The organism is Tessaracoccus luoxuelianae (genome assembly GCF_055326245.1).
Genome location: NZ_JBUZNO010000014.1, coordinates 1 through 24,077, shown reverse-complemented (window position 1 = coordinate 24,077; position 24,077 = coordinate 1). Strand labels below are relative to the sequence as shown.

The 24,077-nt window shown below is 66.8% G+C and carries 29 protein-coding genes; 11 read left to right on the top strand and 18 right to left on the bottom strand.

What is annotated here, in order from left to right:
• Positions 1–33: 33 nt before the first annotated feature.
• Genes ACZK39_RS15795 through ACZK39_RS15785 form a run of 3 tightly spaced genes read right to left on the bottom strand, consistent with a single transcriptional unit; the run spans position 34 to position 2,256 of the window.
• Positions 34–972 (bottom strand): transketolase family protein, encoded by a 939-nt coding sequence (locus tag ACZK39_RS15795; protein WP_463613883.1) that lies wholly within the window; start codon positions 970–972, stop codon positions 34–36.
• On the bottom strand, positions 962–1,813 hold the full coding sequence (locus tag ACZK39_RS15790) for a transketolase (RefSeq protein WP_068751149.1): 852 nt from the start codon (positions 1,811–1,813) through the stop codon (positions 962–964). Before ACZK39_RS15790 ends, ACZK39_RS15795 begins: the two co-directional genes overlap by 11 nt.
• Positions 1,810–2,256: an RpiB/LacA/LacB family sugar-phosphate isomerase gene (locus tag ACZK39_RS15785; RefSeq protein WP_068751151.1), complete on the bottom strand. Its 447-nt coding sequence runs from the start codon at positions 2,254–2,256 to the stop codon at positions 1,810–1,812. The genes ACZK39_RS15790 and ACZK39_RS15785 overlap by 4 nt, the downstream gene beginning before the upstream one ends.
• Positions 2,257–2,363: 107 nt before the next feature.
• On the opposite strand from ACZK39_RS15785, the gene ACZK39_RS15780 reads away from it, so the two are divergent.
• The 4 genes from ACZK39_RS15780 (at position 2,364) to ACZK39_RS15765 (ending at position 5,530) form a co-directional block, all read left to right on the top strand.
• On the top strand, positions 2,364–3,389 hold the full coding sequence (locus ACZK39_RS15780) for an HAD-IIA family hydrolase (RefSeq protein ID WP_458993592.1): 1,026 nt from the start codon (positions 2,364–2,366) through the stop codon (positions 3,387–3,389).
• 423 nt (positions 3,390–3,812) lie between these two features.
• Positions 3,813–4,166, top strand: a complete 354-nt coding sequence (locus ACZK39_RS15775; RefSeq protein WP_463613882.1) for a hypothetical protein — start codon at positions 3,813–3,815, stop codon at positions 4,164–4,166.
• A protein-coding gene (locus ACZK39_RS15770) for an IS3 family transposase (protein WP_463613881.1) occupies positions 4,123–5,300 on the top strand; the annotation gives its coding sequence in 2 pieces (ribosomal slippage) (positions 4,123–4,375 and positions 4,375–5,300; 1,179 coding nt in all). Before ACZK39_RS15775 ends, ACZK39_RS15770 begins: the two co-directional genes overlap by 44 nt.
• A 53-nt stretch (positions 5,301–5,353) precedes the next feature.
• Complete coding sequence (locus ACZK39_RS15765; RefSeq protein WP_463613880.1) at positions 5,354–5,530, top strand: hypothetical protein; 177 nt, start codon at positions 5,354–5,356, stop codon at positions 5,528–5,530.
• A gap of 56 nt (positions 5,531–5,586) precedes the next feature.
• Here the strand turns inward: ACZK39_RS15765 and ACZK39_RS15760 are convergent, their stop codons facing one another.
• Positions 5,587–6,813 carry an IS256 family transposase gene (locus tag ACZK39_RS15760; protein ID WP_068751158.1) on the bottom strand — a complete coding sequence of 409 codons (1,227 nt, stop codon included), beginning with the start codon at positions 6,811–6,813 and terminating at the stop codon, positions 5,587–5,589.
• A gap of 297 nt (positions 6,814–7,110) precedes the next feature.
• Between ACZK39_RS15760 and ACZK39_RS15755 the strand changes: the two genes are divergently transcribed.
• From ACZK39_RS15755 to ACZK39_RS15745, 3 genes are read left to right on the top strand one after another with little or no spacing between them, the layout of a single operon-like run.
• On the top strand, positions 7,111–7,911 hold the full coding sequence (locus tag ACZK39_RS15755; RefSeq protein WP_458993593.1) for a prolipoprotein diacylglyceryl transferase: 801 nt from the start codon (positions 7,111–7,113) through the stop codon (positions 7,909–7,911).
• An 8-nt stretch (positions 7,912–7,919) separates the two neighbouring features.
• Positions 7,920–8,351, top strand: coding sequence for a hypothetical protein (locus ACZK39_RS15750; protein WP_458993594.1), 432 nt, complete (start codon positions 7,920–7,922; stop codon positions 8,349–8,351).
• A gap of 35 nt (positions 8,352–8,386) precedes the next feature.
• Complete coding sequence (locus ACZK39_RS15745; protein WP_463613879.1) at positions 8,387–8,677, top strand: hypothetical protein; 291 nt, start codon at positions 8,387–8,389, stop codon at positions 8,675–8,677.
• 100 nt (positions 8,678–8,777) lie between these two features.
• Here the strand turns inward: ACZK39_RS15745 and ACZK39_RS15740 are convergent, their stop codons facing one another.
• The 3 genes from ACZK39_RS15740 to ACZK39_RS15730 form a co-directional block, all read right to left on the bottom strand.
• Entirely contained in the window at positions 8,778–9,425 is a 648-nt protein-coding gene (locus ACZK39_RS15740) for a DUF305 domain-containing protein (protein ID WP_078919649.1), read from the bottom strand.
• Positions 9,426–9,513: 88 nt separating this feature from the next.
• Positions 9,514–10,653 carry a sensor histidine kinase gene (locus tag ACZK39_RS15735; RefSeq protein WP_463613878.1) on the bottom strand — a complete coding sequence of 380 codons (1,140 nt, stop codon included), beginning with the start codon at positions 10,651–10,653 and terminating at the stop codon, positions 9,514–9,516.
• Positions 10,650–11,357 (bottom strand): response regulator transcription factor, encoded by a 708-nt coding sequence (locus ACZK39_RS15730; protein WP_078919647.1) that lies wholly within the window; start codon positions 11,355–11,357, stop codon positions 10,650–10,652. Before ACZK39_RS15730 ends, ACZK39_RS15735 begins: the two co-directional genes overlap by 4 nt.
• 123 nt (positions 11,358–11,480) lie before the next feature.
• Between ACZK39_RS15730 and ACZK39_RS15725 the strand changes: the two genes are divergently transcribed.
• The 3 genes from ACZK39_RS15725 to ACZK39_RS15715 are packed head-to-tail and all read left to right on the top strand — an operon-like array spanning position 11,481 to position 13,365.
• Positions 11,481–11,783 carry a glutaredoxin gene (locus ACZK39_RS15725; RefSeq protein WP_458993597.1) on the top strand — a complete coding sequence of 101 codons (303 nt, stop codon included), beginning with the start codon at positions 11,481–11,483 and terminating at the stop codon, positions 11,781–11,783.
• Positions 11,783–12,748 (top strand): cytochrome c biogenesis CcdA family protein, encoded by a 966-nt coding sequence (locus ACZK39_RS15720; RefSeq protein WP_458993598.1) that lies wholly within the window; start codon positions 11,783–11,785, stop codon positions 12,746–12,748. The genes ACZK39_RS15725 and ACZK39_RS15720 overlap by 1 nt, the downstream gene beginning before the upstream one ends.
• Positions 12,745–13,365, top strand: coding sequence for a peroxiredoxin family protein (locus tag ACZK39_RS15715; RefSeq protein WP_458993599.1), 621 nt, complete (start codon positions 12,745–12,747; stop codon positions 13,363–13,365). The genes ACZK39_RS15720 and ACZK39_RS15715 overlap by 4 nt, the downstream gene beginning before the upstream one ends.
• Positions 13,366–14,004: 639 nt before the next feature.
• Here ACZK39_RS15715 and ACZK39_RS15710 read toward each other — a convergent pair.
• The 5 genes from ACZK39_RS15710 to ACZK39_RS15690 form a co-directional block, all read right to left on the bottom strand.
• Positions 14,005–14,724 carry a cytochrome c biogenesis CcdA family protein gene (locus ACZK39_RS15710; protein WP_459017660.1) on the bottom strand — a complete coding sequence of 240 codons (720 nt, stop codon included), beginning with the start codon at positions 14,722–14,724 and terminating at the stop codon, positions 14,005–14,007.
• A gap of 29 nt (positions 14,725–14,753) precedes the next feature.
• Entirely contained in the window at positions 14,754–15,347 is a 594-nt protein-coding gene (locus ACZK39_RS15705) for a TlpA family protein disulfide reductase (RefSeq protein ID WP_073186929.1), read from the bottom strand.
• Between the two features lie 143 nt (positions 15,348–15,490).
• Positions 15,491–16,411, bottom strand: coding sequence for a cation diffusion facilitator family transporter (locus ACZK39_RS15700; protein WP_463613877.1), 921 nt, complete (start codon positions 16,409–16,411; stop codon positions 15,491–15,493).
• Positions 16,408–18,408 (bottom strand): heavy metal translocating P-type ATPase, encoded by a 2,001-nt coding sequence (locus ACZK39_RS15695; protein ID WP_463613876.1) that lies wholly within the window; start codon positions 18,406–18,408, stop codon positions 16,408–16,410. The genes ACZK39_RS15700 and ACZK39_RS15695 overlap by 4 nt, the downstream gene beginning before the upstream one ends.
• On the bottom strand, positions 18,405–18,818 hold the full coding sequence (locus ACZK39_RS15690) for an ArsR/SmtB family transcription factor (RefSeq protein ID WP_068752806.1): 414 nt from the start codon (positions 18,816–18,818) through the stop codon (positions 18,405–18,407). The genes ACZK39_RS15695 and ACZK39_RS15690 overlap by 4 nt, the downstream gene beginning before the upstream one ends.
• A 196-nt stretch (positions 18,819–19,014) precedes the next feature.
• On the opposite strand from ACZK39_RS15690, the gene ACZK39_RS15685 reads away from it, so the two are divergent.
• Positions 19,015–19,629, top strand: coding sequence for a CueP family metal-binding protein (locus tag ACZK39_RS15685; RefSeq protein WP_463613875.1), 615 nt, complete (start codon positions 19,015–19,017; stop codon positions 19,627–19,629).
• A gap of 184 nt (positions 19,630–19,813) precedes the next feature.
• Here the strand turns inward: ACZK39_RS15685 and ACZK39_RS15680 are convergent, their stop codons facing one another.
• From ACZK39_RS15680 to ACZK39_RS15655, 6 genes are all read right to left on the bottom strand, one after another.
• Complete coding sequence (locus tag ACZK39_RS15680; RefSeq protein WP_078919639.1) at positions 19,814–20,026, bottom strand: hypothetical protein; 213 nt, start codon at positions 20,024–20,026, stop codon at positions 19,814–19,816.
• A gap of 250 nt (positions 20,027–20,276) precedes the next feature.
• Entirely contained in the window at positions 20,277–21,446 is a 1,170-nt protein-coding gene (locus ACZK39_RS15675) for a HAMP domain-containing sensor histidine kinase (RefSeq protein ID WP_463613874.1), read from the bottom strand.
• Positions 21,443–22,162: a response regulator gene (locus ACZK39_RS15670; RefSeq protein WP_459020435.1), complete on the bottom strand. Its 720-nt coding sequence runs from the start codon at positions 22,160–22,162 to the stop codon at positions 21,443–21,445. The genes ACZK39_RS15675 and ACZK39_RS15670 overlap by 4 nt, the downstream gene beginning before the upstream one ends.
• Positions 22,163–22,164: 2 nt before the next feature.
• Positions 22,165–22,728: a hypothetical protein gene (locus tag ACZK39_RS15665; RefSeq protein ID WP_463613873.1), complete on the bottom strand. Its 564-nt coding sequence runs from the start codon at positions 22,726–22,728 to the stop codon at positions 22,165–22,167.
• 167 nt (positions 22,729–22,895) lie between these two features.
• A complete protein-coding gene (locus ACZK39_RS15660; protein ID WP_459017654.1) occupies positions 22,896–23,156 on the bottom strand; it encodes an SHOCT domain-containing protein in 261 nt (86 codons plus the stop codon).
• Positions 23,157–23,376: 220 nt separating this feature from the next.
• The coding region (locus ACZK39_RS15655) for a YncE family protein (RefSeq protein ID WP_463613872.1) at positions 23,377–24,077 on the bottom strand (701 nt) is incomplete at its 5' end.

Sequence of the window (24,077 nt, the reverse complement as noted above, 5' to 3'; positions counted from 1 at the left end):
TGGATAACTCGGGGCCCACCACAGCGGGTCCGCCTAGCGGACGAGCAGCCGAATGCGCTCGTACAGTCCCGCGGCGTCAAGCGCGTATCGGGCAAGCAGACCTGAGTACGTACCGGTGACGATGTGCTCATGCGGCAACCCGATGGCGTGCACGGGAATTCCCGAGGATGCCAGAGCCTCGCCAACGGCCGCGGAGAGACCGCCGCGGGTGTAGTGCTCCTCGACGGTGATGACGCGTCCGGTGCGATGAGCGGACGCGCGGATAAGCGCCGCGTCAACAGGTTCGACAGTTGGCATCCCGATGAGCTCCACATCGACGCCGTCGTCCGCGAGCCGTTGCACCGCGACCACGACCTCCGGGGTGATGGTCCCCGTCGTGACGACCGTTGCGCGAGACCCTTCCCGAATCATCCGCCCTTCCCCGATGTTGAACGGTGCCTGCGGGAACAGATCGGGGATCGATGGGCCCCCGATGCGCATGTACACGGGCCCGTCGTGCTCAATCATCGCCTTCGCTGCCTCCCGGATCTCTCCGGGGTCCTGGGGTGAGAGGACGACGACCCCGGGAAGCATGCGGATGATTGCATAGTCTTCGAGGGAGTAGTGTGTGGGCCCGAGGTCGGAGTAAGTGATCCCTCCGTTGCGACCGACGATCTTGACGTTCTGACCCATGTACGCGATGTCGTTACGGAATGCTTCGTAGTTCCGGTTGGTGACAAACGCTGCGATGGCTGCGAAGACGGGGATTTTCCCGGTTGTTGCGAGACCTGCCGCGACGCCCGTTGTTCCGTGTTCCTGAATGCCGAACTCGTAGTAGCGGTCGGGGTAGCGCTCGCGAAATGAGCCGAATCCCGACGACAGCCCGCTGTCGGCGGAGAGGACGACGACACGGTCATCGCTCGCAGCGAGGTCGGTCACTGCTTGCCCGAAGGTCTTTCGCGGATCGATAAGAGTAGGCGTCTCAGCAGCCATGGTCGTTCCATTCGCGCAGGTTGTCGATGCGGGCGTGCACTTCACGTTCGGCTCGGTCGAGTTCCTCGACCGTCGGCTTCCAGTAGTGCGAGGCAAGGGTCCCTTCCAGGAAGCTGATGCCCTTCGCCTTCGTCGTGCGAGCAACGACGACAGTAGGCCGGCCCTTTTCACCGTCCGCGGTGCTGACGGCGCCGAGGACGGCATCGATATCGTTCCCGTCGATGGTGACGGTGTTCCACCCGAACGCTGCGAACTTGTCGGCAATCGGCTCCATGTTCATGACCTCAGCGGTCGGCCCGGAGATCTGCAGATCGTTGACATCGACGAAAGCGACGAGGTTGTCGAGTCGGTGGTGGGCCGCAATGGACGCGCCTTCCCAGTTCGCCCCTTCGGGGAGCTCACCATCCCCAAGGACGGTGAAAACCCGTCCTCCGTTGCCCGCTGCGCGAAGGCCAAGTGCCATCCCTGCGGCAATCGACAGCCCGTGACCCAGGGCGCCCGTGTTCGCTTCAATCCCCGGAAGCTTGTGAAGGTCAGGGTGACCGCCGAGTTTGCTGCCGACGGAGCCGTAGGTGTCGTACAGCGTCTCCTCGAAGTAGCCGCGCCGGCCGAGGACGGCGTACTGCGCCATTGCTTTATGGCCCGCGGACAGCAGGAACCGGTCGCGGTTCGGGTCCTTCGGGGCTTGCGGGTTGACGCGCATGGTCGCGAAGTACAGCGCGGTCACGATGTCGATGCACGAGAGTGCTCCTCCAAGGTGGCCAGAACCGCCTGCCCGCACCATCCGCAGGACGTTCAGGCGTGCGAGTTCCGCCTCGATCTGCAGCGGGACGGTATTCATACGCGAGTGTTCTCGGTTTCGTAGTCGTACAGAGCGGCGAGCTTCGGAGCGCTCCGCTCGTTCTCCCCGTACGACACCGAGAGGTATTCGCGAACGAGTCGCTTGATCGACTCGACGCCGGTGACCTGAGCTCCGAATGCGACCATGTTGGCGTCGTTGCTCAGCTGAGCACGCTCGGCTTGGTACGCGTCCGTGAGCAGTGCGCAGTACGCCCCGGGAACCTTATTCGCAGAGATGGAGACGCCGATGCCGGTGCCGCACATCACGACACCACGCTCGACCTCCTTCGCCGCGACGCTTTCCGCCACCGCTATGGCTGTCTTCGGGTACAGGGGGTCGTCGGAGCCGAAATCACGAACCTCGTGGCCGAGCTCGCGAAGGTAATCAGCGACGGCATCCTTGAGGGTGGCTGCATTCGGGTCGCAGCCAATGCCAATCAACATACGGGACTCCTATCTATACCTGTATAGCCCTGTCTAGCTGATCATAGACCGAATCGGCGTAGAATGGAAGACCGGACTGTAGTCCACCCATCGACCTGGGAGACAGCATGGCCAGAGACGCCCACCCCACCCCTCTTGACAGCGCGGACGTCATCCTCTCCGACCTCGACGGAGTCGTCTACCGCGGCGCAGCACCCATACCGCACGCCGTCACCGCTTTGAACGCGGCTCGAGAGACGAAGACGGTGGGGTTCCTGACGAACAACGCCTCTCGGCTGGCAGCGGACGTCGCGGAACAGCTGACGACAATGGGACTCGACGTCGACGCAGATGATGTCGTCACCTCACCGCAGGCGACACTGCTGCTCCTCTCAAGGGTCGTCGAGCCTGGAACGTCTCTGCTGGTCGTCGGTGGTCCGGGGCTGACGACGGTGCTCCAAGGGGCGGGATACCGACTTGTCCGCACGGCGGATGAGCATCCCGATGCGGTCGTGCAAGGTTTCTCACCACACGTGAGCTGGAATGACCTCGCCGAAGCTGCTTACGCTCTGGCCTCCGGGATTCCGTGGGTTGCGACGAACCTCGACACCGCACTTCCACTCGAGCGCGGCCTGGCCCCCGGCAATGGTGCGATCGTCGCAGCCGTACGCGCTGTCGTCAACCGCGAACCGCTCGTGGCCGGAAAGCCCGAAGAGGCGATCTTCGACGCCGCGCGCGAACGATTCCCCGGCTCCCGATGGCTATTCATCGGCGACCAGGTCGACACAGACATCAGAGGCGCAAACCGATCCGGGATGAGTAGCGCCCTCGTCTTCACTGGCATCAGTCAGCCTCAAGATGCCTTCGCCGCGCACCCCGATGCAAGACCCGACTTCATCTTGCGCGACCTTCGTGATCTCACCTTGCCGTACCCCCCGATCCGTCTCACGCGCAACGGCAAGTTCCTCAAGTCGGCCGCCGCTGATGCAGTAGTTGCCGCCGACGGGCGTCGGGTCCGCCTTGTCGCCCCGGGGGAGGAGCCCATGAATGTAATCCGAGCCACGGCCGCTCTCATCTGGGAGCATGCCGCAACCTTCGACAGTCTTGAGCTCGACACCGAGCTCCACGACGCCATCATCGCGGCCCTTCGTTGACGGCGTCAGCGCGTCGCTTGCTAGGAGATGCCATCCTCCTACTCTGCGAAGGTCCGCAGTAAGACAACGTCCACCCACCTCGCCGGAGGGCTGACGTCGATGTACACTCGGGGGCTCGGCTCAGACGAATCGCAGCTCCAGCAACGCGAAGAACGATTCCATCGCTGAGTTGTCGGCGCTGATGCCGACATGAGTGTGCTGGCAAGGTTCAGCCCGAACCGGCCGCCGCTCCGGCTCCGTGGGCTCAACTTCAAAGAGTTCTTCGAGTGGCTTTCGAAGTCGGTTTCGCGTGTTTCCCGGTCACCCCCGGGTGACACAGTGAAGCTCGACCTCGAAGGGCTTGCTGGGACATGCCGCGCCGAGCTCGAGTCTACTTGATTGGGTTCCGACCCTTGCCAACATCGGCCCTGCGATGATCGGGCAATGAAGCGTTGGTTGGGCGCCGTCGCCGTGGTCTTTGCTGTGGGGGGCGTCGTGGTGATGTTGCTGCCGACCCTGGAGATGCGCTGGCTCGTCGACCCGTCACTGGGTGTTGAGATGCCCATGACTCGGCATTCTTGGTTCGACCCGCTTTTGCTGGGGTATGCGCGCTTTGACGCCCCGTTGTCGCTGATTGCGGGGGTAGCAGGAGTCATCCTGCTGTTGCCTGGGCTCCGAAGGGGTTCGCCGTCGTGGGTGTGGGGTGTGACACTTCTCGTGGACAGTCGTTACCAGGAAGGAACGACGAGACGAGATGTCATCGAATCGCAGGAAGTACACCGCAGAGTTCAAGGCTGACGCGGTCCAGCTCGTGGTGGTCGCGCAGCGGCCGATCGCACAGGTCGCGCGGGAGTTGGAGATCAACGAGAGCTCGCTGGGCTACTGGGTCAAGATCTACCGGGAACAGCACCCCGACCCGGTGAAGGCCCCGCCCCCGGTGGAGGCGGCCCGCCTGGCCGCGTTGGAGGCCGAGGTGCGCCGGCTGTCGGAGGAGAACGCGTTCCTGAAAAAAGCCGCGGCCTTCTTCGCCAGGACGCAACCGTGACCGACAAGTTCACGCTGATCCACGCGGAGAAGGCCACCCACACCGTCGAGTTGATGACCCGCCTGCTGGACGTGTCGCGGGCCGGTTACTACTCGTGGGTCAAGCGAGGCGATACCCCGGGCCCGGCGGCGACCCGACGGGCGGAGGTGACCGCTGCGGTGATCGACAGCCACACCGCCTCCAACGGCGTCAACGGGCACCGCCGGGTGCGCGCCGATCTGACCGCCGACGGCGTGCCCGCCTCGGAGGGAATGGTGCGCTCGATCATGCGCCAGGCCGGGATCGCCGGCATCCAACCGCGGACGAAGAAACGCACCACGATCCCCGCCGACGACGCCGAACAGCGCCCTGACCTGGTCAAACGCGACTTCACCTCCGACACGCCAGGGACCAAGCTGGTCGGTGACATCACCTACCTGCGCACCGGTGAGGGGTGGCTGTTCCTGGCCACCGTGATCGATCTCCACTCCCGGATGGTGGTGGGCTGGGCAATGGCCGAGCACATGCGCACCGAGCTGATCAGCGCCGCGCTGCGGATGGCCCACACCCACGGACACCTCGCCCCTGGAGCGATCTTCCACTCGGACCGCGGATCTCAGTACACCTCAGCCGACTACGCCGCCGTCGCCGCCCAACTCGGGGTGCGGTTGTCGGTCGGGCGGACCGGATCGTGCCACGACAACGCGGTCGCCGAATCGTGGTTCTCGATGCTGAAGAACGAGATGTACCACCGGCACAGGTTCGCGACCCGAGCCCAAGCCAGGCTCCACGTCATGCAGTACATCGAGGTGTTCTACAACCGACGCCGCCGCCACTCCACCCTCGACTACCAAACCCCAGCCGCGGTCCACGCCGCCCACCAACCTCAGACCGCAGCCGCGGCCTGACCAACAAAACACCTGTCCATGAAACTTGACACAGCCCAATCGCCATCGGATGCTTGATCGCAGCCGCTGTGGTGCCGCTCATCGGCTACGCGATCTACGGAACACTTGGACCGGCCGCGCTCTTCGCGCCGATTTTGATGGCTGCGAGTGCCGCGACGGCGATCCTCTGGCACCGCCGGGAAAACGCATACTTCGCCACCCGGAAGACGAAGGTCGTCTCTGAGCATTGATCTGATCTGGATTGCGCCCCGCTGGGTGGTGGGCTTTCGGGGTGTTCCCCGGTTGCTCACGCGTCGCCGCCGGTGATGGCGGCGATGGGTTCATTATCGCGGGCGGGGAGCAGTAGCGCCATGGATCCTTCGGAGAGGTAGCGGCGTTCGTCGGTGATCCATTCGTCGTTGGTGTCAGCGAGGATCATCCCCACCAGGCGGATCACGGAGGCCTCGTTGGGAAAGATCCCCACCACGCGGGCGCGGCGTTTGATCTCCTTGTTCAACCTTTCCAGGGGGTTGGTCGACCAGATCTTGCTCCAATGCGCCCGCGGGAACCCGGCGAAGGCCAAGACCTCGGTCTTGGCCGTATCCATCAGGGGTCCGATCTTGACGATCCGGTCGGCGAGCTGGTCGCGGACCGAGTCCCAGGTGCTGCTCACGGTGTCGGGGTCGGGTTGAGCAAAGATCGTGCGGAACACGGCTGCGACCATGTCCATCTGGGATTTCGGGACCAGGGCGAGGAGGTTGCGGGCGAAGTGGACCCGGCAGCGTTGATGGGCCGCGCCCTGGAAACAGCGCACGATCGCCGCGGTCAGGCCAGCGTGCTGATCAGAGATGACCAGCCGGACCCCGTGCAGGCCGCGGCCCTTCAACGAGGTGAGGAACCCGCGCCAGAACACTTCGTCCTCACTGTCCCCGACGTCAAGGCCGAGGATCTCCCGGCGCCCATCGCCGGCGACAGCGGTCGCGACCACGACCGCTTTGGAGGTGACCAGATGGTTGCTGCGGACGTGGAGGTACGTCGCGTCGAGAAACACGTAGGGGTACTCGATGGCGTCGAGTCGTCGGGTGCGGAAACGGCCGACCTCCTCGTCGAGTTGCCCGCAGATCCTCGATACCTCCGACTTCGAGATCCCCGATCCGCCCAGCGCTTCGACCAGCGCGTCGACGTTGCGGGTCGACACCCCACCGACCCAGGCTTCCATCACCACGGCATACAGGGCCTGATCGATCCGGCGCCGAGGCTCGAGCACGGAGGGGAAGAACGATCCCTTCCGCAGCTTCGGAATCGACACCTCCACGTCGCCGCCTTTGGTCAGCAGGGTCCGCGGTCGGGAACCGTTGCGTTCGGTGACACGGTCGGGGGACCGTTCGTAGCGGGCGGCGCCGATCACCTCTGCGGCTTCGGCTTCGATCAGTTCCTGGAGCACGAGCCGCACGGACTCGCGCACCAGATCGACGCCGTCGCCGGCGCGGAACGCCTCGAGCAGTTCGGACACGGCAGACTGGGACAGGGCCATCGGTGTGAACTCCTTCACGGTGGTAGTTGGCGCTACAACCGAGGATCACGCCGATGGCCCCCTCCATCAGCTCAGGACACGCCCTCCCTGAAACCCCACCACTCCACGGGACTCACACGGTGGTCAGGCTTCGGTCAAGATCCGGCCTTACCGTGTGGGTCCGGGCACGTGGACTGGGATCTTGACCAAACCTTGTCCGGGTCCTGCTCGTTGCTTGAGGCGACCGGTTGAGACTGGGCAGTGAGGCCCCGCGGTCACGTCGCGCGCCTGGAACAGTTTCGATGATGGGAGTGGGCTGTGTGGCCTGAGGTGTTCTCGATATTTGGTGTGGGGATCCAGTCCTATGGGCTGAGTAAGGCGCTGGCGCTGCTGGTCGGCGCGTTCCTGTTGGGGCGCGCGTTCACGCGGATCGGTTACGACAAGGAGCTGGCGCACTCGATCGCGTTGTGGGCGACGGTGTGGGGGTTCGTCGGCGCGAAGGTGTACTACCTGATCGCGAACTGGGACAACTTCAGTTGGCACCTGTTCGGCGGGTCCGGGTTCGTCTGGTACGGGGGATTGATCGCCGGGTCGATCGCGGTGATCGTGATGACTCGACGCCACGATCTGCCCCTTGGACGGGTGGCGGGCGCGATGGCGGCGCCGCTGTCGGTGGCCTACGGCATCGGCCGGATCGGCTGCTTCCTGGCCGGTGACGGCACCTACGGCACGCCCACCGATCTGCCCTGGGGGATGGCGTTCCCCAACGGGGTGGTGCCGGTGAACGTGCCGGTGCATCCCGTCCAGCTGTATGAAGCGGCCGGTGCGTTCCTGATCGCCGGCATCTTGTGGGTGCTGGGCCGCAGACTGCGGCCGGTGGCCGTGTTCGGGTCCTATCTGATGCTCAGCGGAGCGGCCCGCCTCCTCGCCGAGATGGTCCGCATCAACCCGCACGTCGTGCTCGATCTCACCGAGGCGCAGCTGATCGGCATCGCCAGCATCATCCTCGGCGCCGCCCTGATCCTCCGAGACACGTTCCATCCTGCTGCTCCAGTCTCAAACGTCTCTGCCGCCGACCCCTCGTCGGCTGTCCCCAGCCCCCATCCGGTCGGACGGTGAGCGGCGCGATGGACACGATCACCGATACCACCCCAGGCATGACAGGGGGGCGTCGCGGCTTCTGGGGTGCGCTCTGGGCCGGCACACGGGCCACCCTCGGTGCGTTGATGGGCCTGGCGCCGCACGTGATGCACCACATCGGGTTCCTGGCCGGGGCTGCGCTCCTGACGGGATTCCTCGGCAACACGCTGCTCTACGTGGTCGGGTTGGCGTTGAGCATCCCGCTGCTGCGACGGCTGCGTCGCCGGTTCAGCACCTGGAAGGCCCCTGCGATTGGAATAGCGGTGTTCACCGGCCTGTTCGCCCTGTCGGCATTCGTGATCGGGCCACTGTTCAACCCCGCCACCTCCAGCGAACAAGACACCCCCGCGCCGGCCTCCGCCAGCACTTCTGACTCCGAAGAGCACGAGGGGCATCACAGCCCCTCACCCACCCGATGATCAACACCACAAGAAAACGAAAGGAAAAAGGGCACATGTGCAATCACGAACATGGACACCAGCACGGGAACCAGCAGGAGGGAGGCTGCTGCGGCGGCCACACCGCCCACGGCCAGGGTGGCGGACATCACTGTCAGCACGATGTAGTGGCCGGCCCCGGCGACGAACTGGTCACCTGCACGGTCCGCGGGACCAGCACGCTGAAGTCCACCGCGGAGGCGGCGGGACTGTTCCGCGACGTCGAAGGCCAGCGGTTCTACTTCTGCTGCCGACGCTGCCAGGACCTCTTCGACGCCGAGCATCTCGCCAGCAACCCAGCCGCCTAACCCCGCCAGGTACGGCGTTCGCCAACCAGGACAACCGACGAAGCGCCCGCCCAGCCACAACGGCTGGACGGGCGCCTCATCGCTTGCACGCCTGGGTTGGTCAGAGGCTGGTGAGCATCTCCTGCATCTCGGTGATCTCAGTCTGCTGGTCGGCGATGATCTTCTCCGCCAACATGAGAGCATCCGGGTTCTGCCCCTCGGCCAACTGCTGCTCGGACATCCCGATCGCACCCTCGTGGTGGGCGATCATGGCCTCGAGGAACGCCTGATCAAAGTCGGCGCCGGACATGCCGTCGAGTTGGGTCATCATCTCCTCCTGGCTCATGCCGTTCATGTCCATGCCGCCCATGTCCATGCCGCCATGTCCACCGGGGGAGACATCTTCACCCCAGGCGCTGAGCCAGGCGGTCATCTCCTCGATCTCCGGGCCCTGGGCCTCGGCGATCCGCTCCGCGAGGGCCACGACCTCGGGGGATTCGGCGCGTTCGATCGCCAGCTGAGACATCTCGATGGCGCCTTCGTGATGGATGATCATCATCTGCGCGAACGTGGTGTCCTGGTCGTTGTGGTCGGCGGCCACCTCAGATGAGGCGCTCGCCGACGCCGACTCAGTGGCCGTGGCGGAGGTGCTGCCTGTCGGGGAGGTGGTCGCCGCCGGGGGAGTGGCGCCCTGGTCCGCGCAGGCTGCCAGGGTGGCCGTCAGGACCAGTCCCGCCAAAGTGGCAGTGATCCGCTTAGTGCGTGTCATGAAAGATGCTCCATTCCTGGCCGACGGGGGCCGCCGGTCCTAACTTCGAGGCTATGAACGATCAGCTCAAGAGCCAACCCGTGTAAGGTCAAGAATCGATCAAGACCCGCTCAGGTGCTGGCGCGGTGGGCAGGTGCAGGGTGAAGATCGAGCCGTGTCCGGGGCCGGGGCTGGTTGCGGTCAATGAGCCGCCGTGGGCCAGGGCGAGGCTGCGGGCGATGGTCAGCCCGATCCCGGAGCCGCCCGCATCGCGGGCCCGGGCGGTGTCGGCGCGGTAGAACCGGTCGAACACCTTCGAGAGCTGCTCCGGGGTGAGGCCGTCGCCGGTGTCGGTGACCGTGATCACCACCTCATCCCTGGACTCGCGCGCGCTGAGGCGCACGATCCCCCCGGTGGGGGTGTGCCGCAGCGCGTTGTCGAGGAGGTTGCCCAGGATTTGACCCACCCGCTGCGGATCCGCTGCGACGAAACCGGGGTCCGAGTCCGCGGACAACGCGACGCCCTTGGCCTGGTATCGGGTGGCGACGGAGGCGACGGCGGGCTCGATGAGGTCCCACACCGCCTGGGTCTGGGTATCCAAAGTGAATCGACCTTCCTCGGCCCGGGACACGTCGTCGAGGTCGGCGGCGATCTTCTTGAGCCGGGCGGCCTGGAGGGTGAGCAGCTGCTGGCTGTCGTGGTCCCAGGGGACCACGTCGTCGATGACGGCCTCCAGCTCAGCGGTCAGCGTGGCCAGGGGGGTGCGAAGCTCGTGCGCCACGTCGGAGAGAAGCCGCCGTCGGCTGGTCTCGGTGGAATCCAGGCGGCTGGCCATGTCGTTGAACGCGTCGGCGACGGCCGTGAACTCGGGACTTGTTCCACTCTGGGGGACGCGGGCGGTGTAGTCGCCTGCCTCGAGCTGGGCGGCGGCTGCGGTCAGTTGTTCCAGTGGGCGGCGCAGCCGCCTGGTCTCGATCCAGGCCAGGCCGATAGCCAGCGTGAGCGCCACCACCAGTCCGATGCCCAACGATCTGACGCCAGCGTCGAGGAACGCCTGCTCCACATGCCCCATCTCGGCAGTTCCGTCCGCGTGACCGAGTTGTTGCAGGTGTTCGTGGAACAGTGGGGGCCCGACCACCACAGCGACCAGGGCGGCGGTGATCACGCCGACTGCCACCACCAGGGCCTGGGTGAGGAAGGTGCGGGTGCCCCACCGCATCCGGCCCACGAGACCGCGCAGCCTGGTCATCGCCCTGGTCCCATCCGGTATCCGACTCCGCGGACGGTGAGGATGTAGCGCGGTTCCGCGGGCGGGTCGTCGAGCTTCTTGCGGAGATTTGCCACATGGACGTCGACGACGTGGTCGTCGCCGGCCCAGCCCGGGCCCCACACCGCGTCGATGATCTGCCGCCTGCTCAGCGCCACGTTGGGTCGGGCTGAGAGTGCGTCGAGGATGTCGAACTCGGTGCGGGTGAGCCCCACCTGCTGGTCGTCGACCCACACGTCGCGGCCCTCCGCGTCCACCCGCAGCCGCCCGAACTCGCGCGGCGCGGTCAGTTGTGCGACGTGGGTCTGGCGGCGCGGGCGTCTCAGCACGGTGTTGACGCGGGCGATGAGCTCGCGGGGGCTGAACGGTTTGGTCAGGTAGTCGTCGGCGCCCACCGACAAGCCGATCAGTTTGTCGACCTCGTCGGCCCGGGCGGTCAGCATCAGGATGTAGCAGTCGGAGAACAGCCGGATCTGGCGGCACACCTCGATGCCGTCGATGCCGGGTAGGCCCAGGTCAAGGATGATGACGTCGGGGTCCAGGTCTTGCGCCGAGGAGACGCCGTCCGGGCCGGTGTAGGCCAGGGCGGTGTCGAAGCCTGCCTTGTTGAGGTAGGAGGCGACGATCCCTGCCAGCGGGCGCTCGTCGTCGATCACCAACACACTCGACCTGCGGGGCTCAGCCATACAGCCATTATTGACACTCCCCGCCCGCCACCCCACCCCCCTCACGGTGCTGGGGGAGTGTTCTTGGCCGAACCTTGACCCGGGCTGAACCGTTCCCTGATCTGGAGGGTTGAGGATGGGATCGTGAACGAGATTCCGGCGCCAGCACCGCCGACCGCACCGACCCAGGTGGTCAACGTCACCCTGGTGACCACCCCCGCCTGTCACTTCTGCGACGACGCCCATCAACGCCTCAACGCTCTGGACCGTGCAGGATTGTTGCGGCTGACGGCAGTGCCGGCGGAGTCACCGCGAGGTGAGGCGCTGATCGCCGAGCACCGCCCTGGGAGTTTCCCGCTGACCCTGGTGGCGGGCAGGTACTTCCACGCCGGCCGCATTCCGCGAGGCAAGCTGGCGCGGCTCGTCGACCGCCTCGGTGCCCGCTGATGGGTGCCGACTTGCTCAGCGCGGGAGGGGTCCTGGCGGCGTTCCTCGCCGGCGGCGTCGCGCTGTTCGCCCCGTGCTGCATCGTCTTCCTTGCTCCCAGCTATCTGGCTGCGGCGGCGAAGAACCGCCGTTGGCGCCTGATCCCGCTGACCTTCGTGTTCGCCGCCGGACTGTCGGCGGTCCTGGTCCCGATCACCATGGGGGTCAGCCTGATCGCCGGCGCCATTGCCAAGTACCACGTGGTTCTCTACTGGGCCGGCGGCCTGTTGATGATCGGACTCGGCCTGTTGGCGTTGTCGGGGGCGATGTGGTCGATGCCGTCGTTCCTCCGGGCGCCTGACACCGCACGCGGTGACACTGCCACCTTCTTCAGCCTCGGCGTGTTTTCCGGCATCGCCTCCAGTTGCTGCGCGCCGGTCCTGGCGGGCGTGATGACCCTGTCGGCGCTGTCCGGCTCGCCCGTCGGTGGGCTGGTGCTCGGTCTGGCCTACGTGTTCGGGATGGTGATCCCGCTGTTCGTGATGGCACTGCTGTGGGACAAGCGACCCGAGCGGATGCGCAGCCTCCGCGCCAAGCCCATCCGGATCAACCTGGGCCGCTTCACGCTGGCCACCAACACCGTCAACCTGCTGGTCGCCGTCGGGTTCGTGATCATGGGCATCCTCGTGATCGGCCAAGCCGGCGCCACCGAGATGACCGGCGCCGACGCCCCGCTGGTCGGCATGGGCGCCTGGCTCTCCGAGGTCTTCGCCTGGCTGATCGCGATCACCGCCCCTATCCCCGAGGCCGTCCTCGGACTGGCACTGCTCGCACTGGTGGCCGTGTTCGTCATCGCCACCCTTCGCGACCGCCGACACGCCAAGCCCACCGCCGCCGTCCATGACTGCTGCGACACCCAACTCGCACCGACCCCCGCGCCCGAAGGAGCCAGCACTCCGACGACACTCTCCCTGGAGCCACGATGACCCCCACGAACCCCGCACCCTCACGGCGCGAGCAACTCAAAGCCCGCCAGGAGGCCGAGACGCGCCGCGACACGAAGCGCCGCACCTGGAGCCGGATCATCGGCGGAGTAGTGACCCTGATCGTCGTCGTCGTCGTCGGTTACGGGCTGTGGTCCGCCATCCCCGAGCAGGGCGACACCCAGCGCCTCGCACCCGACTTCACCCTCACCACCACAGCCGGCACCAGCGTCACTCTCAGCGACCTGCGACCCAACCCGGTGCTGATCTATTTCAACGAAGGCGCCGGCTGCGCATCCTGCACCATGCAGATGGCCGAGATCGAGAAGGATCCCGGCTTCGCCGAGGCGGGCATCGAGGTTTTGCCAATCGTCATGAACAGCGCCGAGCAGATCCTGCCCGACATGCAGCAGTTCGGCGTCACCACCCCCTATCTCCTCGACGACGGGACCGTGTCGAAGGCGTACGACGTCCTCGACAAGGGCATGCACCCCGGGATGCCCGGCCACGGCTTCGTCCTCATCGACGGCGATGGCGTCCAACGCTGGAATGGCAACTACCCCTCCATGTGGCTCGACCCGAAGGAACTCCTCGACGAGGTCACCACGCGCCTCCAGTGATGCCTTGGGGGTCCACCGGATCAGCCCTGCGGGCGTGGTGCGCTCCAGTTTTCGCGAGCACCTCTACGTGAGTTCGCCCGCTGGCTGATCGAGAGGCAGCCGTTGGTGTCCCGATCAGGGCTCTATGCCTGGCCGGCATCAGCCTGGCAGTCCCAGCCCTGTGTGGCGGCGCAAGTGCCTGTAGGTGTCTAGCTGGGTTGACGGGCAAGTCGGTCCCCTTCCTGCCGTCAGGGCTGCGAGTTCCTAGTAGCAGGGCCCAGCGGTCGTCGGACGCGTCAGCGCACTGGTAGCACTTGAGGAACTCTTTCATTTGGGCGATTCCTTTTCCAGCGCTTCGATGAGGTCCGTGCAGACGCGATGTTCACCTCCTCCTGGCGGAGCTACGCGGGGTAAAATCGATCCCTGGGCCGAGGCAGCAAGCTGGAACATCGCTGGATTCGCGGTCTTCGGTGTGGTGGCCTGGTGGCTGGGGCGCCGTCTTCGCATCGCCACGGTCACCCCCTGACCACGGTGAGCACCGTCCTGGCCATGTGGGTTGGGGTATCACCAGCCCGTGGCTCCGGAGGTGAGCCGGCGCCCGAAGCATGGGATCGGAGGTGCTGGCCAACGTGATGAGGGTTTCCTTCGGGTGCCCCATGTTCACAGGATGGTCCCGAATGTTGAGGCCCACTGTCGCAGGTAGGCAACGAGGATGGCCCACAGGCCGGTGACCATGGATATCCCAACCACAATGAGCAGCCCACCACCGGCACGCTGCAGGGCGCGTTGGTGGCGCTTGAGCCACTCGAAATGGGGAGCGAATGTGGTGAACGAAGCCGCGAAGGCGAGGAAGGGCAGGCCAAGGCCGATTGCGTACCAGAAGGCCAGCAGCCCGCCACGGGCGGCCGAGCCCTCGTTGAGGGCGAGGGTGAGAACCACAGACAGGGTGGGGCCGATGCAAGGGGTCCAGCCGAGGCCGAAGGCTATCCCGAGTAGGGGGGAGGCGAGGGCTCCGGCGCGGGCGGTTTGCGGGCGTCGCTGCGCGGGCAGGGGGATCCAGCCGAGGAAGCCCAGCCCCATCAGGATGATCAGGATTCCGGCAGCGATCGTGATGATGCGCTCGTAGGTGAGTAGGACGGCTCCGAGGCCACCCAGGAGGGCCCCTGTGAGGACGAAAACGACGGCGAACCCGAGCACGAATCCCAGGGTTCCCAGGAGCAGGAGTCGTCGGTTGCCGGTTCCTTGAGTGATCTCGTGGGCCCCAAGACCAGAGGCAAACGACAGGTAGCCTGGGAGCAGGGGCAAGACGCAGGGCGAGGCGAAAGAGATGACACCGGCGAGCATGGCGACAGGGATCCCCAGGAGCAGTGACGATGACATCGCTTGGCTTACCCAGGACTCGAGAGGGATCATTCCGCCGCCGTGACGTCTTCGATGATGCCGACCAACGTCGAGGCGGTGGTCTCACCGAGTATCCGTGCAGCGACCCGCCCTTCAGAATCGATGACCAAAGTACTGGGGATAGCCTTAGGTGGAAGCTGCCCGAACTCGAGCAGGAGCGCACCGTCGGGGTCGTAGATGTTGGGGTAGGGGATGTCGAAGGCCCGAACGAACGCCTGCGCCGGGGCCGGGTTGAGGTCGCGGGTGTTTATGCCGATGAACTGCACCCCCGGCAGTTGGGCGGCCGCTTCGACGAGGGCGGGTGCTTCAGACCGGCAGGGGGCGCACCATGATCCCCAAACGTTGAGCACCAGGAGTTGGCCCGGGAAGTCTGCAGTGGTCAGCGGTGCACCGTCCAAGGTTTCCCCGGCCAGCTCTGGGGCCGATCGCCGCTGCTCGGCAGGGACAATGGTCACTGAACCGTCACCTCCTTGAAAACCTGCTGAGTCAAACACTCCCGCCTGGCCCGATCCACTTGAGCAACCGGTCAGGATCATCACGGTGAGGACCAAGGCGAGGTGACTCACCCACCGGGCTGAGGGGTGGCGCCCTGACTGTCTCATGTCTGACCTTCCTTGAGATTTCTCGGCGGTGGATGGGCGCACTCGGGGAGGTGTGCGATGCCCGATCCTACGTCCTTCCGCCGTGTTCACGGCGTCGACTGCCAGCCTTCGTCGGGGCCAACCGGATTCCCATGAGCGTTGTTTCAGTGGTGTGAGTGGCGTTCCAGTGCGCTATGGGAGGGGGCTTCGATCTGGAAGGTGGAGTGTTCGACGCTGACGTCGAAGTGTTCGGCGACGCAGGTCTGGAGGTCCCGCAGTTCCTGGGAGACGTGCCCCTGCGTGAAGCAGGATTCGTCGACGACGACATGGGCGGTGAGGACCGGTAGCCCGGTGGCGATGGTGGAGGCGTGCAGGTCGTGCACCCCGATCACGTGCGGGACCTGAAGGATGTGCCGGCGGACGTCGTCGAGCTTCAGGCCTCTGGGGGTGGATTCGAGCAGGATCCCCCCGGCTTCCTTGAGGATCGTGATCGCGCGGGGGACGATCAGGGCGGCGATCAGTATCCCGGCGATGGCGTCGATCCGGGTCCATCCGGTGAGCGAGATGACGATCGCGCTGATGATGACCGCGACGGATCCGAGGGCGTCGTTGACCACCTCGAGGAACGCGGCACGCATGTTGAGGTTCGCGGCGCGGCCTGCGCCCAGGACAAGCATGGCGACGATGTTGCCGACGAGTCCGACGATCCCGAACACGAGCAGCCCGCCGGCGGTGACCTCCGCCGGGTCGAAGAGCCGGCGGACGCCTTCGATGAAGGCGTAGATCCCGACGGCGAGGAGGATCGCGGACTGGGCGCCGGCGGCCAGCACCTCTGCGCGACGGTAACCCCAGGTCCGCTCCGGTGTGGGTGGCCGCAGGGCCAGAGAGGCGGCGATCAGTGCCATCAACAGGCCGGAGGCGTCGGTGAGCATGTGCCCGGCGTCGACGAGGAGGGCGAGGCTGTTGGTCCACCATGCGCCGATGACCTCGGCGATCAGGATGGTGGCGGTGATCCCGAACGCGATCGCCAGCCTGGTCCGGTTGGTCCCCGGCTTCGCGTGGGCGTGGTCGTGGGTGTCGCTCATGCTGGGACCATCGCGGGTTCTGACCGACGGATAGGTGCGGTGATCGGGGGCAGGGCGGTGCTGCGTCCTGCCCGGATGCCGTTGCCGATCACGAATACCTCCGCGACTTCGTGGACGAGGACGACGGCTGCCAACCCGAGTACTCCGAAGAGCCCGACTGGGATGAGGATCGTGATGAGTGCGATCGAGAGGATCACGTTCTGGAGCATGATGCGACGGGTACGTCGGGCGTGGTCCAGCGCGTGGGGGAGCAGCCGTAGGTCGTCGCCCATCAGCGCCACGTCGGCGGTCTCGATGGCCACGTCGGTGCCCATCGCCCCCATCGCGATGCCGAGGTCGGCGGTGGCGAGCGCGGGGGCGTCGTTGACGCCGTCGCCGACCATCGCTGTCGAGTGGCCTTCCCGGCGGAGCCGCTCGATGATCGCGGACTTGTCCTCGGGGCGCAGGTCGGCGTACACCTCGCTGATCCCGGCCTCCCGTGCGATGGCGCGCGCGGTTGCGCCGTTGTCGCCGGTGAGCATGACGATGGTGTAGCCGTCCGCGCGGAGTTGCGCGATGACTTCGGGGGCTTCTGGGCGTAGTTCGTCGCGGACGGCGATCGCTCCTACGGGGATGCCGTCGACTTCCACGATGACTGCGGTGGCGCCGGCGTCCTGCATGCGGGTCACGTGCGCGGTCAGTGGGCCGGGGTCGATCCAACCGGGGCGTCCCAGCCGGAGGCTGCGCCCGTCCATGCGGCCGGTGAGCCCGGATCCGACCTCGGCGGTCACCTCATCGGCTGCGCGCACGTCGTCGGCGGCTGCCAGGATTGCGCGGGCGAGCGGGTGTTCGCTTCGCGCCTCGAGCGCGGCGGCCAGGCCGAGTACTTCGGCTGGGCAGTAGCCGTCGGCGGGTGCGACGTCGGCGACGGCCGGCTGGTTGCGGGTCAGGGTGCCGGTCTTGTCCAGGGCGATGGTGCGGACCTTGCCGAGGCTCTCCAGTGCGGCGCCCCCCTTGATCAGGATCCCGCGACGGCTGGCCGCGCCGATGGACGCCACCGCGGTCACGGGAACGGAGATCGCCAGCGCACACGGGGAGGCGGCCACCACCATCACCAGGGCCCGCTGCAGCCACACCGCCGGTTCCCCGAGCAGGAAGCCCGCCATGACGGTCAGGGTGGCGGCGATCAGGATGCCCGGCACCAGGGGCGTGGCGATCCGGTCGGCCAGCCGCTGCGTGTCGCCCTTCCGGGATTGCTCGGCCTCCACGATGTGCACGATCCGGGCAAGAGAGTTGTCCCTGGCCGCGGCCGTGACCTCGACCTCGAGGACGCCGGAGCCGTTGACGGAACCGGCGAACACGGGGTCCCCTGGGCCCACCTCGACGGGCATCGATTCGCCGGTGATGGCGGAGGTGTCCACCGCCGTCCTGCCGGCCCGGATGTCACCGTCGGTGGCCACCCGCTCGCCCGGCTTCACGATCATCAGATCCCCGACCACCAGATCGTCGGGGCTCAGCACCACATCCCGACCGTTGCGCCTGATCGTCGCCTCACGCGGAACCAGACCCAGCAGCGCCCGCAACCCGCGTCTGGTCTTGGCCAGCGAGTAGTCCTCCAAACCTTCGGCCAGGGAGAACAGGAAGGCCAGCATCGCCGCCTCCTCGATCTGCCCCAGAGCAGTTGCGCCGACTGCGCCGATGGTCATCAGGAGCCCGACCCCGACCTTGCCGCGCGCCAGCCTCTTCAACGCTCCGGGCACGAACGTCGACGCCCCCACCAGAAGCGCCGCGACGCTCAACACCAGCTCGGCAACCTCCCAGCCCAGCAGTCCGGAGACGAAGCCGGCCAGCAGCAGCACCCCAGAGGCCAGCCCGAACTGGATGTCGCGGACCTGCCACAGATGCTCCACCGCGTCGTCATCATCACTGCTGGCGCCTGCGGGTGCCTCGCACCCGCAGGCGCTCTCGCTGTTTGCGGTGTTCCCGTGTTCGCGTCCGCTGATCGCTGGCCTGTTCATCGCTGGGCCTCCGCCCCGTGGGCCTTCAACAGATCGGGGGAGGGGTTCGTGGTGGTGCCGACCCCATAGTTCGGACACAGCGCCACAGCCTGCCCGCTCGACTCAAGCAGGCGCTCCGCGGCCGACAACATGGCCAGCAGTTCCTGGGCCGCCACCAGCGAGAACACCGACGCGCGTCCCTCCGGCCGCGACGACACGAGGCCGCACTCTCGCAGACACGCCAGGTGGGCGCTCACCGTCGACTGCGCCAACCCGAGATGTGCAGTCAGATCCCGCACCCGATGCTCGCCCAACGTCAGGTGTTGAAGAATCGCCAGCCGCGAAGGATCGGACAAGCCGTGGAAGAAGGCAGCCGCCACCGACAGATCCCCGACTTCAGACACATCCTTGATCGTCTTTGTTATCGTCATGTGACGATGCTAACAGACGAGGATCGTGTCACTTTCGCCCCGCCACCTCGGGATCTTCTTGATCTAATCTTGACTAAGCGTGTGACTAGCGCACTCAGCGATTGCGGCATTCTGGTTGGACGACATGTCCGAAACGGTGCCGCGGTACATCGCGGACACCACGACTTCCTTGAAGACACATAGCTCCTGGAGACCCATGCGCCGCCATCATCTGACCATTCGTATCGCTGTGCCGCTCGCCGCCGTCCTGGCGCTGTCGGCTTGCTCAACCCCGGAGGTTGCCGAGACCCCGCGAGATTCCGCGTCCATGGCGGCGCCGAGTGTCGCGGCGGGGGACGCAGGGGCGTTGTTAGCGGCGCACGGGTTGGAGGGGAAGAGCGGCGCCGAGGTCGTGGAGGCGCTCGACCGGCTCGACGCTCAGCGCCCGTTGCCGCTGGCTGCATCGGTGCGCTACGACGAGGTGCTGCTCAGCGACGGCACCACCGAGGCCGCGCTGCCCCTTGAGGGTGACCATTTCTACCTGTCGATCGCGCCGTACGAGACCACCACGCACGAATGCTACTTCCACAACCTCGGCTCGTGCCAGGGGGAGTTGGCAGACGTCGAGCTGCGAGTAAGGATCACCACCGATTCGGGGGAGGTGCTCGTCGACGAGGACGCGACCACCTACGCCAACGGCTTCGTCGGCTTCTGGATCCCGAAGGACCTCGCGGGCACCGTCGTCGTCACCAAGGACGGAAAGCGCGCCGAGAGCCGCTTCTCCTCCGATGCCGAGGGCCCCACCTGCCTGACCACGTTGCAGCTTCTGTAGTCCGGCGGGGTGAGCCGGCTCGGCGCCGTGCTGCGGGCTCCGCTCACGGGTCTGTGCAGGTTGTGCAGGTGAAGGTGTCCGACGGTGGTTTCGCACGGGTGCGGCGTGGAGCAGCGTGAGTCACTAGGGTCCCCGCCCGACCTGGGGCCCGGGCGGGGGTCGCTTGACGAGCTGACCTTTCCGGTCAGGAGGAGTGGTGGTTCTCCATGCCGGAGAATCCCTGGTGCATGCCGGGGTTGTGGGTGCCGTCGAGGCCCATGTCTGATTGGGCCATCATGCGGACGTGGCCGGCGAACTCACGTCCGGTGGGTTCGACTGCTCCGGCGGTGGTGGCGGTCATCGCGACAACTGCCGCGGCAGCCGCGGCCAGGGCAGCGATCTTGCGCGTGGTGATCATGGTGGTCTCCTTCATTCGGGTTGCCGGACCTTCCGGCCGATAAGACCACTGTCCCTTGACAATGTATGGATCTGATCAACTCTCCCCTCGGCTTCGATCAAGAAGTAGAGGGGCCGGGGTCGCGCGATTCGGGGGCATTGAGGGCTGATGCAGGCTGGCTCGGCTTGAAGTTTTCTGGTGGTAGCTACCTCGATCCCAAGCCAAACGGCATTCCTGTCCCGCCACGGCCTGATGCGCCTCAACGAGTGGATCAGAGGGACTGGGTGTTGCCAGTTCCGCCTGCCCTCAGTGGGGGGCGCGAGTAGGAACGGCTGGCAGGGAGGGTGATTGTGAATCGTGCGCCGGTGCCGGGGCCGGCGCTGTCGGCGGTGAGGGTCCCGTGGTGGGCCTCGACGATGGCGCGGGCGATGGTCAGCCCGAGGCCGCTGCCGGGGCTGTCGGCAGCTTTCGCGAAGCGGCGGAAGATCTGCCCTGTTTCGGCGGGGGTGAGGCCGAGGCCGTTGTCGGTCACCGTGATGACCGCCGAGTCCCCGGACGGGCTGGGCCGACCGGCGATGGTGACGGTGCCGCCGGCCGGGGTGCAGCGGAGCGCGTTGTCGAGCAGGCTGCCGAGGACTTCCTGGATTCGTTCGGGGTCGACCAGCACGCGAGGGGTGCTGTCAGCGAGTGAGGCGTCGATCCGGACGCCGGCGGACCGGTAGCGCTCCGAATGCGCGGCAACGGCCGCGTGGATCATGGTGGGGACAGGAACGGGTTCGGCGCTGAGGAGCAGTTGACGTTCCTCGGCGCGGGAGACCACCTCGAGGTCGGCGACCAGGCGTCGGAGCCGCGCGCTCTGGGCGGCAAGGGTGTCCCAGGTTTGGTGATCGGCGGGCAGTACATCGTCTCGGACGGCCTCGATGGTGGCTTCGATGGAGGCGATGGGGGTGCGGAGCTGGTGGGCCAGGTCGGCGGTGAGTGCGCGGCGGGTGGTCTCGGTGGCCTGGAGTCGCTCGGCCAGCTCGTTGACCGACGCGGCGAGGGTGGCGAACTCGGGGCCCATGCGGGGATCGAGCACCCGGGCGTCCAGGTCTCCGTGCGCCAGTCGACGGCTGGTGTCTGCGGCATCCCGCACGGGAGCGGCGAGCCGGCGGGCCACGACCCAGCTGATGGTGGCGGCCGTGAACGCTGCGGCGGCGACGCCGATCCCCACGGCCACGAGGACGGCGTCCTGGATCGCCATCAGGATGTGTTGCAGGGCCTCCGAGTCGGCGGCGACGCCCGCCCTGTCCAGGTGGAGCTGGAACACCGACGGGGTGACGAGGAGCACTACGACGAGCACGGTGCCGGCGCCGGCCAGGATGACGAGCAGGTTGTTGAGCAGGAGCCGGGGGGCCAGGGCGAGTCGTGCCAGTCGCGGATCCTTTCGGTGGGCGGTCATCCCGGGCCCATCCGGTAGCCGACCCCACGGATGGTCAGGACGTAGCGGGCGTCGCGGGGGTCGTCGCCGAGCTTGCGACGGAGGTGGCCGACGTGGATGTCGACGAGGTGCTCGTCGCTCGCGGCGGAGCCCGTCGTGTCGTTCCAGACGCGGTCGAGCAACTGTTGTCGGGTGAACACGATGCGGGGACTCCCGCTCAAGGCCTCGAGCAGGTCGTACTCCGTGCGCGTCAACGCCACCAGTGAGCCCGCGACGCGCGCTTCGCGCGCCGGAACGTCCACTGTCAGGTCCCCGAAGACACGTGCCTCAGGGGCTTCCTGTGCCGTGGTGTCGGCTGGGGTGCGTGGCCGCCGGAGCAGCGTTCTGACCCGCGCCACCAGTGCGCGGGCCGAGAAGGGTTTGGTGACGTAGTCGTCGGCTCCCACCGCAAGCCCGATGAGCATGTCCACCTCGTCGGCGCGCGCAGTCAACATCAGGACGTAGCAGCTGCTGAACGTCCGCAGCTGCCGGCATACCTCGACGCCGTCGATGCCGGGCAGTCCCAGGTCGAGCACAACCACGTCAGGCTCTGACTCCCGCGCCATTGCCAGCGCCGTCTCGCCGTCGCCGGCGGTGCGCACGGAGAACCCCTCCTTGGTCAGGTAGCCCTCCACCACCCTGACCAGGCTGGGTTCGTCGTCAACCACCAGGATGCTCGGCTGCTTGGCAGAACCCACGCTCAAGCGTCCTCCTCCCCGACGAACCGGCCGTGCCACGTGTGGTACCAGACCGCCCCAGTGGTGGCGTTGACCGACAGCATGCCCACCGTCGTACCGCCCGAGGCGGTGTCGAGGGTGTAGTACCCCGGATACTCCATGGCCATCCCTGCCGCCGTCTCACCGGCGGCATTGGTCTGCAGCCAGCCGTCGGCGATCGCAACGGCCTCATCAGCGGACATGGCCGCGGTCCGGCTGCCGGTGTTCCACATCATGGCCGGCCCGTACTCGGTGGACACCGCACCGGTGGCCGGGTCCACGAGCACCTCGGTGGTGGCCTCACCGGAGGCGTCCCTCAACTCGACGTAGAAGTTGGTGGTGAACTGCATCACCTCGCCCGGTATGAGCCCACTGACCGCCGCAGCCTGCGTCGCGCGAGCCCTTGCCTGGGTGATGGTGTCGACCCGGACGCCGTCGCCGGCCAGCCACACCCCGCCGCCCATCATGGAGCCGCTCATCATGGAGCCGCCCCCGGCGCCCATCATTCCGCCCGACGGTCCGACCCACCCGCGACCGTTGGCTCCCATCATCGGACCATGCCCGTTCCAGTTCGGCGCGACACCGGCAGCGCCAGGGTAAGGGCGAGCACCTCCCCAAGCGGCCAAGACCACCGAGGCTATGAACAGCACGCTCGCGACCACCAACACCAGCCACGCCAGCCAGCGTGGGCCGGCCTGAGTCAGGCCCCGCCCAGTCATCGGCGTTCACCCCGGGCCGAGGCCAGCGCAGCCCGCTGCACCTGATACGTCTCGACGTCAACCTCGCCGCGGGCGAACCGACGATCCAGGATCTCCTCCGGTGTCTCCGGCCCGGGCTGCATGCCGCCACCGTTGGGGCGCGTCGGCAAGAGCCTGGTCACCGCCCACACCACCAGACCAATCAGCACCGCCCACAGCAGCACCATGCCGACCATGCCGCCCCACCCCATACCGCCAAAACCGCCGTAACCCATCATGTCTATCCTCCTGGACCGAGTGGGTGGTCCCGTGACCACCCGATGCAACAAGCTTGACCGTCACGTGTAAGGATCCTCGCGCCTGCGGAGTAAAGATTCCCTCTACATCCATCCATGCATCGGTTCCACCCCCAATGTCGGATGTGGAACTGCGGGCCGAGAAGCGGCTGCCATTTCGAGGACCGCCCCGTCGATCAGGATGGAGGGTCGCCCAGCCGGGTCAGTGCTCCGCGTGGCCGCCCTCGGCTCCGGTGGCGTAGTCGGGGACGGTGACGCTGGTAGTGGCGGGCCCGGGCGTAGGCGATTGAGGGCTGTAGCTGATGCCGTTTGGCTTGTCGCCCACAGACACAGTCGAGACGGTCTGGTTGGTCGACAGGTCGATCACGGAGACCGTGTCGTCATAGAGGTTGGTCACCCAGGCCCGCTGCCCGGTCGGTTCGACAACCACCCCGTGCGGGCCAGCCCCCGCGGCGATGGTGTCCTCGATGGTCATGGAGGCCGAGTCGATCACGGACACGGTACTGCCAGGGGCGCCCTCGGTTCCCTGGTCGGCCGACAGCAAGCGGGTCCCGTCCGCGGTCAGGTACAGCTGGACCGGCGGCGACGGAACCGACACCGATCCCGTGACCTTCTGCTCCACCAGGTCGACCTTCACCACAGAACTGGACCCGACCAGGCTCACGTAGGCGTACCGCCCGTCCGGTGCGACAGCGACCTGCGGAGGGGAGTCCCCGACCGGGATCGTCGCGGTGACTTCATAGGTGTCAGTGTCGACCACGTCGACAGTGCCCGCTGTGGTGTTGGCCACGACCACCGCCGCACCGTCCGGGGTGGGACGCAGGCCGTGCGGCCCGGCACTGAGGTCAACGGTGGCCCGGAGCTCCAGCGACTCGGCGTCGTAGACGCTCAGCGTGTCATCCC